The sequence below is a fragment of the Pseudomonas sp. FW305-96 genome, assembly GCF_058783825.1.
Genome location: NZ_JBYSYW010000020.1, coordinates 1 through 13360, shown reverse-complemented (window position 1 = coordinate 13360; position 13360 = coordinate 1). Strand labels below are relative to the sequence as shown.

Sequence of the window (13360 nt, the reverse complement as noted above, 5' to 3'; positions counted from 1 at the left end):
CCCCCCCCCCCCCCCCCCCCCCCCCCCCCCCCCCCCCCCCCCCTCCTGCTTCCCCTGTCCGATAGCCGCCCGCTAAAACCGACCAGCGTCCGGGAAAAATCCCAAACTGTCATCCAGACTGCTGTATCCTGCCCCAGCTTTTCGAAGCCTCACATGCGCCAAGCGCTGCCTTTTCACTCACACTTGCGAGGAACGACGAGATGCATGAAATCCCGAATCTTCCCTTCCCAAGCCTGAACCCCGAAGAGCAATCCGTTGCCGCCCACGCCGAACCGACGCCCGTCGTCGAGGACAGTGACGATCAATCCAGCGCCGACCAGGAATAGCCGCGCATCCCCCTCCGACTGTGTGAAAACGGCTGACCTGCGGGCTATCCCCGTCATCACGTTTTCACACCGTCCAGATTCCCCTAAGAATGCGATAACCCTGTACCACCCTGTCCTTGATTGAATCCACAGACTGTTGCCCTCCCTACAGGAGGCCACATGTCAATTGATTCCCAACCCACTCCCCACCCCCTCTGTGACGCATCTCCTACCGCTCAGCGTATTGGCGCCACACCCAGCCACTCAATATCCCAGAACCGGATACCGCCCCCTGACAATGAACCAGCACCTGGTCACGACGCCACGCAGATCACCCCATCGCAACTGCTGGAAAGAATCCGAACACATGTAACAAGCTGGCACTCGACTGATGAAGACATGGATAACAACATCCAGGCATCTGCTCCTGTACTGGTCGCCGACAACCTGGACATTCCCCTGAGCGCGCCATGTGAGGCGCACGATCCGATCAGGGCTGTTCACCTCACTCTCAGATTCCTGCTGGACAACAACACGCAGTTCCCTGAAGACCCACGCTTCTTCTTTACCAATCTTATGGATCTGTACGGCAACACGAAGACCTACGCGCTGGTTGCCGCAGTATTGAGCGTTGCACCGGAAACCCTGACACCCCGCCACATCCACCATTTTTTTGCCCGCCTCGCATGGCTTAATGAAGCCTCGATTAAAACGGATACCGCGAGAAAGCAGCTGGATAACTTGTTGTTTGGTGAAAACATGCCGAGTACAGAGGCTGCCCGGCTGGGCAAGGAGGCATTTTTCGAACTGGGCGAACTGCTGGCCGGCGTGCCCAGCTCATTGCAGATGTGGATGCTGCAGTTCAAGCGTGGTCAGCGCCGAGACCTTGCTAGCGATTGGCTTGCGCAATGCCCTGCTGAAAACCTGTTGCAGGGCCTTACGGCATACGAATTGAGCCCGGCCCTGTCAGCCTTGGCATCCCTGGTCACGACGCTTGAAGAATTATTGCCCACCACAGCAGAGTACGAAGATAAAGCACTGATACTTTCCCGAAACATGCACCTCACCCAGCCCATGATGAAGCTTCGTATCAAGGCGCTTGCTGCCGCCTCACAGATACCGACCTGGGTGGATGAAGATCGTTCTCACGATAACAGCCCACCGGTTGAATGGAGCAAGGCCCATACTCAGGATCTGGGCGTCCGACTTCTCAGGAAAGTGGCACTCCATGCAGTACACGGAAATACTGAAGCCTGGGTGAAGCTCACCCTTGAAAATGCTCAACGCGCCCGGGGCATGCAGGCGTTTTCCTTTGCAAACAAACTGAAGCAGGTGCACCCGTCACTAAGTAGCACAGGCTGCCTTCGATTAGCCTCCTTGCTGTTGCCCCTTACACCAACAACGCTTGCCCCCTCCCCGCTCGAACCTTTGCCTGACAGTCGAGCCCTGACGAGTACGCCACTCGCCTTCAACGACTGGTCTGACGACTGCTCCATCGACGAATTGTTCACGAACGCAGGCTTTGAACTGCTCTGCGAGCGCAAGCAAGACAAGCGACATTTGCTGATGCCTGCCCCGCAAGCCTGGCAACTGATGATGCGGTCACTTCAGTTTGCAGACGTTTTCCGCCCCCTACTTGGACTTGCAGGTTGGTATGGTGCCTCTGTTGGAGAGTCCGCATCCCCGCGTGCGACACAAGCACTGGCAAGCCGAGCAATCATCGATCACTTTTTGGGGCCGCGGACGCAGTCGAATCGCTCGGTGGCCGAAGACTTTCAGGGCCACTGGGTATCCGAGTACAACCACCTGCAATTGCGTAATAAAATCTGCAACGCTATCACTGAGCGCAATCCTGGCATTTCCCCGGCCGCACTGGAGCTGCTCGAATACCTGCTGCTTCGCGAAATCGCTCCCGAACTGCTTGTTACCGGCACACCCGACTGGCTCTACTATGGCCGTTCTCTGCAAAGCGTTGCGCTGATTCACGGTGCCAGGCTGCTTGAAGCGATGATGCCCGGCGCCAGTTGCAGAGCCTCATTTGACAAAGTTGTCACATTGGCCAGCGACTTGAGTGCCTCTGATGATGAACAGGTACAGCGGCACTGGAGCAACGCCCTGGCCCTGCCGGCATTGCGCTATGCGAAGGCCCATGGCGCGCTTGCAGACTTGACGGTTGAGGACATCGGGCAAGCAACGGCACATCAGATTCAGCGTGCGCTGGAGTTCACCGCAGACGCACAAAAGTCCTTTGCTGAAGATGCAAGCCAGCTCGCCATGACGCCACCGGACCGCAAAACGCTGGCCGAAGAACAATTAAGCCAGGCCGGTGTTGACAGGCAATATTGGGACAAACCGATCGAAACCGATGGAACATGGCGCTACCTGAGTGCCCAGGGCTTGGTCAAAGCGACTTTTTACACCTGGCACCACACCATCACCACTCCCGGGTTCGCGGACGATGTCGGCGCACCAAGCCAGCGGCCAATCATCGAAAACCTGACCCAGTTAGTCATGTCCGGCGATATCTATCGGGCGGGGAAAAGCACAGTTCCAACGCTGTATGAGCAGGCCTTCGAAACGTTCAAGGCCGACTGGCAGCAAGCTCATGCACGCCTGATCAAGCGCCTGTTCATGGAACTGCCGCAAGCCTTGCGCACACAGCTTTATACCTCCACCTGTGAAGTGAGCCGGGTAGCGTTCAACACACCGTCGGACAGCGAGGAGCAAACAGGAATCCAAGGCCTCTTCATCCGTTGCCAACCTGGCGACCACCGAGAAGATTTCGATAGTCACGACGCCAGTAAAGAGTATTTCTTCGAACTCACACCCAGTGCCGGTGCACTTCGTCCTTGCAACCAGCAATTCAGTTACAGGGTTGAGCCGAACACCGGTTTTAGCGGCAATATTGTCGAGACGATGGACAAGCACTGGGGGAACCACGACCGCGAACTCCAGGCCCGCGCGACCCCGTTGCACCCCCTGGACAGTGATGCCTATCTCAACGGAACCCCCTCGCGCCTGGCGAATCAGCTCCAGACGCCACGCAAGGGCAAACTGATTGCAGCATCGAGACGGGTCTATGCGCACCAGGCCAGTGAGGCCGACTTTTTCCAGGCATTGGCCACTACTGCGACAGCGCACCTCTACGCATCCACGCTGGCGCAGTTCAAGGCAGATCACACTCACACCACCCCATGGGAAGAGATGATCGCACTGGAGAAGAAGATCGCTGAATACCTCGCGCGTGCGATCCTGCCTTTCTATGGCTGCATTTCCGATCTGGCGGAAGGTGATCACTCGGCAGGTGTGATCGCAGGGTGCGTAATGGATTCGATAGGCGTCCTGATACCGGCAGGCAAGTTCATTGTCTCGAGCGCGACAATCATACGTACAGCCGGTCGCCTCAGCTTGCGAGCCACTTGCGAAGCAATGAGCAGCGCTATCGTGGAGCTGGTCAGCCACTTGGCCCAGCAAAGCCCGGTTCTCGTATATAGAGATATGGGCCGACTTGCACGCTGGCTATCCGTAAAGTCCTGGGAAAAGCTCGCGCAGCCTGCGCTGCGTTGGCTGCACGACCTGCGAGGAACCCCTCCACTGGTGCACATGACGCAAGAGGGTGCATACAGCATTGCCCTGAAAGTCTTGAGTGAGAGGGCGCATCCTTACTCAGAGAACGACCTGATGCAGGTGGGAAATACCGAAAACTGCCTCGTGCAGGATCTAGGCACCCCAGAAAAAACAAGTTACAAGCTGCTTGATCCACACGACAACCTGCCCTACGGACCTAGGCTTATCGTCGAAGGAACGGCACAAGCACCTTCATTGACACCCTTGAAAAGCCTGGGCTCGATTAGTCCAGGGCATTATCCGACACGTATCGCAGGCGTCATGTCCGAAGACGACAAGATAAGCCTGGCTATTGCTGAAGCATGTCGTCTACGGGTTCGTTACAAGGGTGCAGCGCACTACGACATCCAGATTGATGGTCACGAATACCACCTCGATGCCAACCTGCCCGAACCTTGCCTGACGCAACTATCCAATACACCAGTCAGCGACCTGGAGGCCATATCAGCCTCGGAGGTGACCTGTCGTCTCAGGCGCGACCTGGAGGAGGCCTCTTGCATACCATTCACCAAGTTGATCAGCCTTCCCGTCGAACGCACGCTTCCCAATCAGCCCCCACTGACACGCGGGCAGGAAATCAGCCAGGCATTCGAGGCGAGGGAGTTTCATCTTGAGCGCCGAAACATCGCGGCCACGGACCTGAGTTCGGCCACCTCGCTGGATCTGCTGGTTCACGAAGGAAAGTTTTGCAAATGGGACCATGCGCCCATCAAGGGAACACGGCCTGTCCAGTTCACAAGGGAAAAGAAACTGCTTGCACTGAGCACGGAGCAATGCAGCAGCCTGGGGCTACCCAACACACCGACTTACCTACCCCAGATCAACGGCCGCATGTCCAGAGAGCGTAACTTCGGCCTATCACCCGCGATCAGTGGCACGCAGGCCAAGGCAATCAACCCCCACGTTCCAGTCGTGGAACTGGAACAAGTATCAGAACAGATCGTGGATAAACGACGCTTACGCGGGCTCAATATGGAGTGGAACGCGCAAAAAAGCATCTACGTGGAAGTAGACAACGGTAAGTTTTATAAAACCCCTCAAGGCCCGGGAGCACTCACATTTACCCCAGTGACCGACGCCAGCGAAATCGACGAGTACTTGCGCCTGTCCAATCAGTACCGATTCGTCGCCGAGCGACCCGGCAGTTCAACCGATCGAGACAATATTGCCAAGCTGCTGTACTGCGCCCTCGTGGCGAAACGTGAGCCAGGGCTGCAGGCGTGGCTTGCGGCCTCCCCCGCCAACAAGGACTACCAAGCATATGCGCAATGGTGCCTCGACAACAATGAACGTAATGAAATGCTTCACTATGCAGAAAACATCCTCTCGGGGGAGCACGCCCAACAAGGTCTTATAAACGAAACAAGAAGTCTGATTTCAGACTGGAAGCCCATCACTCGACGCAATATCGCCGAAAAAAACAGCATCGTCGAAACCCTGAATGAGCTGCTGCCGATTCAAGGGAGGGAGCAGCTTTGGGTGCCATTGACGGTCAATAATATCGCCCAGCGCGATGTCGCTGTAATGATTGGCCAGCAGATGAACAACAGCAACCTGGCGTTTGCTTCGATTGTCACCAAGGATGGAAAAAAATTCGTCTATTACGCATTAGCTGGCGGCAAACGAGCGGAAAGATTACATCTCAAACCCTATACGCCCGACGGAAACAGCCACAACGTAGGCGATACCACCTACATCGATGCCGGTGCGCTGATGCATAACCGCGCACCGGATCCAGACATCGTCAGCCTCCCCGTTGTGCGACATTCGGGTAGGGTGTCGGTTCGAACGTATGACCGCTATCTGGATTCGGAACGCCTGATTGCAACCATCCTCAAGGAAAAACACCCCTCGAACAGCATCTACTCAATCCATATGTTTACTCGAATGGATACCTGCAGATCCTGCGGGGGGGTGGTGCTCCCTCAACTGAGGCTCAACTACGCCGACGCCGACTTCGGGGTGACCTACCTGGACCAGTATCCAATCTGACCCCGCTCAGACTCAGGTGATAACCGTGGCTCGGTCTTGACGACCGCGGCCGCCTCATCCCCCTCTCGATCCAAGCTTCATACCCAGCCTGGGTCGAGATGGCTATCATGGCGAAGCCTCAGCTTCACCACGATTGGAACCCCACATGCCCCAGCTTCACCTTTCTTCACCAAGGACCACCGCCCAGGTGGTGGCCATCGTCCTGTTCACCTTCATCGGCTACCTGAACATCGGCATTCCCCTGGCCGTGCTGCCTGGCTACGTGCACAACGACCTGGGTTTCAGCGCCGTGGTCGCCGGCTTGGTGATCAGCGTGCAGTACCTGGCCAGCCTGCTCAGCCGCCCGACTGCCAGCCGCATCATCGACAACCTGGGCAGCAAGAAAGCGGTCATGTACGGCCTGTTCGGCTGTGGCCTGAGCGGCGTGTTCATGCTGGCCTGCAGCTTCCTCACCCACCTGCCCTGGCTGAGCCTGGCCTGCCTGCTGATTGGTCGCCTGGTGCTGGGCAGCGCCGAAAGCCTGGTAGGCTCGGGTTCGATTGGCTGGGGGATTGGCCGGGTCGGCTCGCAGAACACCGCCAAGGTGATTTCCTGGAACGGCATCGCCAGCTATGGCGCGTTGGCCATCGGCGCGCCGCTGGGCGTGGTGATGGTCAAGCACCTGGGGCTGTGGAGCATGGGCGCGAGCATCATCCTGCTCGGCATCCTTGGCCTGCTGCTGGCCTGGCCCAAGCGCGCCGCGCCGGTGGTGGCAGGGGTGCGGCTGCCATTCCTGCGGGTGCTTGGCAAGGTTTTCCCGCATGGCTCGGGGCTGGCCTTGGGCTCGATCGGTTTCGGCACCATCGCCACCTTCATCACCCTGTACTACGCCAGCCGCGGCTGGCCCGACGCCGCGCCGACCCTGAGCCTGTTCGGTGCCAGCTTCATCTGTGCGCGGCTGCTGTTCGGCAACCTGATCAACCGCATCGGCGGCTTTCGCGTGGCTATCGCCTGCCTGTCGGTAGAAACCCTGGGCTTGCTGATGCTCTGGCTGGCGCCGACGCCCGGACTGGCCCTGGCCGGCGCCGCGTTGAGCGGCTTCGGTTTCTCGCTGGTGTTCCCGGCACTGGGGGTGGAAGCGGTCAATCAGGTATCTGCGGCCAACCGTGGCGCGGCGGTGGGAGCCTACTCGCTGTTCATCGACCTGTCGCTGGGCATCACCGGACCCTTGGTGGGGGCCGTGGCAGCAGGCTTCGGCTTTGCCTCGATTTTCCTGTTCGCGGCAGCGGCAGCGGGATGCGGGCTGGTGTTGAGCTTGTACCTGCATCGCCAGGCGCGGCGGATGCGCCAAAGTGCACATCAATCCTGATTCGGCTGTAGCTTCACCGGCCTCATCGCCGGCAAGCCGGCTCCCACAGAGTTAGCGCATGGCTCGGGCTTATGCGATCAGAGTGGGAGCCGGCTTGCCGGCGATTGGGCCGCATAGCGGCCCCGACAATATCACTAGCGCTGCGCGAACTGCAGCACCACTTCCAGCGGGTGGCGCAGCTGCTTCTCGGTCATCCGCTTGACCTGGCTACGGCACGAGTAGCCCGTCGCCAGTGCCTCCCCCGCCTTGTCCAGCTTGGTTGCCCAGGACTGCTCGAAGATGGTCTTCGAGGCTTCCTGGTTACGCGCCTCGTGCCCATAGGTACCGGACATGCCGCAGCAGCCGGTGGCCTCGGTGACCAGCTTCAATCCCAGGCGGGCGAAAACCTGCTCCCACTGCCTGGTACTGGCCGGCACATTGGTCTTCTCGGTGCAGTGGGCCATCAGGCGGAAGCTGTCAGCCTTGAACGGCGCCTGCTCGGGCAGCACGTTCATCAGCCACTCCTGGGGCAGCAGTACCGACGGGCACTCCACGCCATCGACCTTCTGGTACTCCTGGCGATAGACCAGGGTCATCGCCGGGTCCAACCCCACCAGCGGCACGCCGCAGTCGGCCAAGGCCTTGAGCTGGGTGGCGTTGCGGACCGCTGCCTTGGCGAAGGCACCGAGGAAACCCTGCACGTGCAGCGGCTTGCCGTTGGCGCTGTAGGGCGCGAGGAACACCTTGTGCCCCAAGCGATGGGCCAGCTCGATGAACGAGGCCAGCAGTGGCGTCTCGAAATAGCGGGTGAAGGCGTCCTGCACCAGCACGATACTGCGCTCGCGCTGGGCCGGGGTCAGCTCACGCAGCGCGGGCACGCTGGCGACCTGAACCCGGCAACGGGTCAGAGTAGCCTGGAAGTTGAAACGACTGATCAGCGGGCTATCGACCATGCCGACCTTGTCCGCCAGCAGCCTGCTCACCCACTTCGAGCCCATCACCGCGTTGTACAGGCCCGGCGCATGAGCCAGGTACGGGATGGTGAACTCCAGCGAGCCGATCAGGTAGTCGCGCAGCGGACGCTGGTAGCGGCCGTGGTACAGCTCAAGGAAGCGTGAGCGGAAGTCCGGCACATTGACCTTGATCGGGCACTGCCCCGCGCAGGACTTGCACGCCAGGCAGCCGGCCATGGCGTCGTACACCTCGTGGGAGAAATCTTCCTGGCCCTGGCGGCGCGCACGGCTGTTGCGCAGCCGCGCCGGCAGCCCCTTGAGCCAGGAGGCCTTGCGCTGGGCGGCGGCGAGCACATCGATGTTCGCCTCGCCCTGCAGGCGCAGCCACTCACGGATCAGCGAGGCACGGCCCTTGGGCGAGTGCTGGCGTTCGCGGGTGGCCTTCCACGACGGGCACATGGCGTCGTTGGGGTCGTAGTTGTAGCAGGCGCCGTTGCCGTTGCAGTGCACGGCGCTGCCGAAGCTCTGCCACACGCGCTCATCGATGCTGCGGTCGAGGTCGCCGCGCAGGGTCACGCCATCCACCGGGGTCAGGCCTTCGGCGCTGTCCGGGGGGGTGCAGATCTTGCCGGGGTTGAGCTGGTTATGCGGGTCGAACGCGCCCTTGAGTCGCTGCAGCGCCGGGTACAGCTCGCCGAAGTACTCCGGCACATACTCAGAGCGCAGGCCCTTGCCGTGCTCGCCCCACAGCAGGCCGCCATAGCGCTTGGTCAGCGCCGCCACGGCATCGGATATCGGCTTGACCAACGCGGCCTGGGCCGGGTCTTTCATGTCCAGCGCCGGGCGCACGTGCAGCACACCGGCATCGACATGGCCGAACATGCCGTAGGCCAGGCCATAGCCATCGAGCAATGCACGGAAGTCGGCAATGTAATCGGCCAGTTGCTCCGGCGGAACCGCGGTGTCCTCGACGAACGGCTGCGGGCGCACTTCGCCCTCGACGTTGCCCAGCAGCCCCACCGAGCGCTTGCGCATCACATAGACGCGGGTCACCGCTTCGGCGCCTTCAGCCAGGGTGTGGCCCAGGCGCTCGACACCCTGGTCGGCCTGCAGGTGCGCGACGAAGGCCTGGACCCGGGCATTGACCTCGTCCGGTTCGTCACCGCAGAACTCCACCAGGTTGATGCCCAGGGTGGGGCGCTCGGGGTCGGCCGGGAAGTATTCGGCGACGCTGTGCCAGACGATGTCCTTCATCGCCAGCATCAGCACCTTGGAGTCGACGGTCTCGATCGACAGTGGCTTGTGCGCCATCAGCGCATTGGCGTCGCGCAGGGCGTCCATGAAACTGGTGTAGCGCACGTTGACCAGCACCGCGTACTTGGGGATCGGCAACACATTGAGCTTGGCCTCGACCACATAGCCCAGCGAGCCCTCGGCCCCGCACAGCACGCTGTTGAGGTTGAAGCGGCCCTGATCGTCGCGCAGGTGCGCCAGGTCGTAGCCGGTCAGGCAGCGATTGAGCTTGGGGAAGGTGCTCTCGATCAGCTCGCCCTGGGTTTCCTGGATCTCGCGGGCCATGCGGTACACCGCACCGACCCGGCCGGGCGCGGCGCAAGCCTGTTCCAGCGTCGCGTCGTCGATCGGCAGGCTGTGCAGGCGCTCACCGCCGAGCAGCACGCTGTGCAATTCGAGCACGTGATCGCGCGTCTTGCCGTAGGTGCAGCTGCCCTGGCCACTGGCGTCGGTGTTGATCATGCCGCCGACGGTGGCGCGGTTGGAGGTGGACAGCTCTGGCGCGAAGAACAGCCCGTGGGGCTTGAGCGCGGCATTGAGCTGGTCCTTGACCACGCCCGCCTGCACCCGCACCCAGCGCTGCTCGACGTTGATTTCGAGAATGGTGTTCATATGCCGCGACAGGTCGACGACGATGCCGTCGGTCAGCGACTGGCCGTTGGTGCCGGTACCACCGCCACGCGGGGTCAGCTTGATGTCACGAAAACGCGGCTCGGCCATCAGCGTGGCGACCCGCGCCACGTCGTCGGCGTCCAGCGGGAACACCGCCGCCTGGGGCAGGCGCTGGTAGATCGAGTTGTCGGTGGCCAGCACGGTGCGGGTGCCGTAGTCGGCGCTGATCTGGCCACGGAAGCCGCTGCTTCTCAGGGCTTCTAGGAATTCGGGGTATTGGGCGGCGGGCGCGCGGGGCGGCAGATGGGCGATCATCGAAGGATGCCTCTTTGATATCGGCTAATTCACGGAAATCTTGTCGCTCCGGCATGAATGGATCATGGGAGGATTTCGAATACGTCAATGTTCCTGTAGTTTCACGCCAGGGGCAAACGGATATTCCTGCCGCTATCGATGAGCTTTATGAATGAATTACCGCCACCTCACCCCTTCGATGTCGCTCTTGCTGGCCTTCGAGGCCGCCGCGCGGCATGAAAGCTATACCCGCGCCGCCGCCGAACTGTCGCTGACCCAGAGCGCGGTGAGCCGCCAGGTGCAGGCACTGGAGCAACAACTGGGGCTGACACTGTTTCGTCGCGAGGGCCGCCAGGTGCAATTGACCGACGTCGGCCGCCTCTACCAGCGCGAACTCAGCGAGGCCCTCGGCCGCATCCGCAGCGCCACCCTGCAGGCACTGGCCTATCAGTCCGGCGTCGGCACCCTGCGCCTGGCGACGCTGCCGACCTTCGGCTCGAAATGGCTGCTGCCGCGCCTGCATGCCTTCTACAGCGCCCACCCCGGCATGCTGGTGCACATTCATTCACGTATCGAAGCCATCAACTTCGACACCAGCGAGATCGACGCGGCCATCGGCGTTGCCAGCCATGACTTGCCCGGGCTGATCTGCCATCGCCTGCATGCCGAGGAACTGGTGGTGATCCTGCCGCCGCAAGCCATGGCGGACGACCAATGGAACCCGCAAAGGATCAGCGAGGAAGTACTGCTCAACGTCGCCAACAACCCCCATGCCTGGGGCGAGTGGTTTTCCCACCATGCCCTGCCCCACCGCGCCATGCGCCTGGGGCCAAGCTTCGAGCTGACCTCGCACCTGATCCAGGCCGTGCGCGCCGGGATCGGCATCGGCCTGGTGCCGCGCATACTGGTGGCGGACGAACTGGCCAGTGGCGAGCTGTTCAGCCCGGGTGAGCCCTTCGCCAGCCAGCGCAGCTACTACCTGATCTATCCGCCCAGGAATGAGGCACTGCCATCGCTGCGAGCGTTTCGTGGCTGGTTGCTCGAACAGATCTGAGGCCGGCACAGGCAACAAAAAACCCGATGCCGGTTACTCGGCATCGGGTTTTTTGTTGGTGCGCCTCAGCGCTTACTTGGCGATGCTGCCAGCAGCGCCATTGGCCTGGGAGCCACGCTTGCTCTTGAGCTGATAGGCCACATACATCACCACCAGCCACACCGGCATCGCGTACACCGACACCTGGATACCCGGAATCTGCAGCATGATGCCCAGGATCAGCACCACGAACGCCAGCACCAGGTAGTTGCCGTACGGGTACCACAGCGCTTTGAACAGCGGCTTCTGGCCGGTGCGGTCGAGATGCTGGCGGAACTTCAGGTGCGAGTAGCTGATCATCGCCCAGTTGATCACCAAGGTCGCCACCACCAGCGACATCAGCAGCTCCAGGGCATTCTGCGGCATCAGGTAGTTGAGCAGCACCGCAATCAGGGTCACGGCTGCCGAGACCAGGATCGAACGTACCGGCACGCCACGGCGGTCAACCTTGGCCAGCGCCGCTGGCGCATCACCTTGCTCAGCCATGCCTAGCAGCATGCGGGCGTTGCAGTAGGTGCCGCTGTTGTACACCGACAGCGCCGCGGTCAGGACCACGAAGTTCAGCAGGTGGGCCGCCACGTCGCTGCCCAGCAACGAGAACACCTGGACGAACGGGCTGCTGCCATAGCTGCCGCCGGAGGCGTCAATGCTCGCCACCAGGTTGTCCCATGGGGTCAGCGACAGCAGCACCACCAGGGCGCCGACATAGAAGATCAGGATGCGATAGATGACCTGGTTGATCGCCTTGGGGATCACGGTCTTCGGCTTGTCGGCCTCGGCGGCGGTGAAGCCGAGCATCTCCAGGCCACCAAAGGAGAACATGATGAACGCCAGCGCCATCACCAGCCCGCTGACACCGTGCGGGAAGAAACCACCATGGGCCCACAGGTTGGTCACCGAGGCTTCAGGACCGCCGCTGCCGCTGGTCAGCAGGTAGGCACCCAGGCCGATCATGCTGACGATGGCCACCACCTTGATGATGGCGAACCAGAACTCGGCTTCGCCGAAGAACTTCACGTTCATCAGGTTGATCGCATTGATCAGCAGGAAGAACGCCGCCGCCGTTACCCAGGTCGGAATCTCCGGCCACCAGTAGTGGACGTACTTGCCCACCGCCGACAGTTCCGACATGCCCACCAGGATATACAGCACCCAGCAGTTCCAGCCCGACAGGAAGCCGGCGAAACCGCCCCAGTACTTGTGCGCGAAATGGCTGAAGGAGCCGGCCACCGGCTCTTCGACGATCATCTCGCCGAGCTGGCGCATGATCATGAAGGCGATGAAGCCGCAGATCGCATAGCCGAGGATCATCGACGGACCGGCGGACTTCATCACGCCGGCCGAGCCCAGGAACAACCCGGTGCCGATGGCGCCGCCCAGGGCGATCAATTGGATATGGCGGTTCTTCAAGCCACGCTTGAGTTCGCCGGACTGTGAGTTATGTCCACTCATGAACGAAGTCACCTGCTTGTTTTTATCTGTGACGGAATCGGACCCACCGCACTCGTGGCGCAGCGGAATGGGCAAGGTGGTTACCTTGGATACTTGTGACGGGAAGTCGCTCGTGGCCTTGCTGGCCAGGGGCGGATCAACCGGGTGTCAGCAAGCGTGCGCGGTACGCAAGGGAGTCACAGGTAAAACGCGGCGCATTGTATACCCCTGCAAACGCGCAGGCGTCAACGCGTTGCATCGTTTCCTGTGGAAAAAACGCAGCGGTCCTGGGGTGAAGGCCTGAAAAGGCGGAGTGATCGGCGTGCATGGCGCCTCCATTTTGTTGTTTTAAGTGCCTGGCGATCCTGCCTGGCTCTGCACACGGCAATGGGCGCTATCTCAGCGCTTGGGCGGGGGTTTGGGAAGGGGGTGG

At 61.0% G+C, this 13360-nt stretch carries 6 protein-coding genes; 4 read left to right on the top strand and 2 right to left on the bottom strand.

What is annotated here, in order from left to right:
* The first annotated feature begins 200 nt into the window (after positions 1 to 200).
* From AC3WL2_RS15980 to AC3WL2_RS15970, 3 genes are all read left to right on the top strand, one after another.
* Positions 201 to 326, top strand: coding sequence for a hypothetical protein (locus AC3WL2_RS15980; RefSeq protein ID WP_256582632.1), 126 nt, complete (start codon positions 201 to 203; stop codon positions 324 to 326).
* Between the two features lie 378 nt (positions 327 to 704).
* Entirely contained in the window at positions 705 to 5924 is a 5220-nt protein-coding gene (locus AC3WL2_RS15975) for a deaminase domain-containing protein (RefSeq protein ID WP_158247527.1), read from the top strand.
* A gap of 145 nt (positions 5925 to 6069) precedes the next feature.
* On the top strand, positions 6070 to 7272 hold the full coding sequence (locus AC3WL2_RS15970) for an MFS transporter (RefSeq protein ID WP_102683100.1): 1203 nt from the start codon (positions 6070 to 6072) through the stop codon (positions 7270 to 7272).
* 134 nt (positions 7273 to 7406) lie between these two features.
* Here the strand turns inward: AC3WL2_RS15970 and ydiJ are convergent, their stop codons facing one another.
* A complete protein-coding gene (gene ydiJ / locus AC3WL2_RS15965) occupies positions 7407 to 10424 on the bottom strand; it encodes a D-2-hydroxyglutarate dehydrogenase YdiJ (RefSeq protein WP_102683101.1) in 3018 nt (1005 codons plus the stop codon).
* Between the two features lie 151 nt (positions 10425 to 10575).
* Between ydiJ and AC3WL2_RS15960 the strand changes: the two genes are divergently transcribed.
* Positions 10576 to 11457, top strand: a complete 882-nt coding sequence (locus AC3WL2_RS15960; protein WP_102683102.1) for a LysR substrate-binding domain-containing protein — start codon at positions 10576 to 10578, stop codon at positions 11455 to 11457.
* A gap of 72 nt (positions 11458 to 11529) precedes the next feature.
* On the opposite strand, the gene AC3WL2_RS15955 is transcribed toward AC3WL2_RS15960, so the two are convergent.
* The gene (locus tag AC3WL2_RS15955) at positions 11530 to 12948 is read right to left on the bottom strand and encodes an amino acid permease (protein ID WP_023632492.1); all 1419 of its coding nucleotides are present in this window, start codon (positions 12946 to 12948) and stop codon (positions 11530 to 11532) included.
* Between the last annotated feature and the right edge of the window lie 412 nt (positions 12949 to 13360).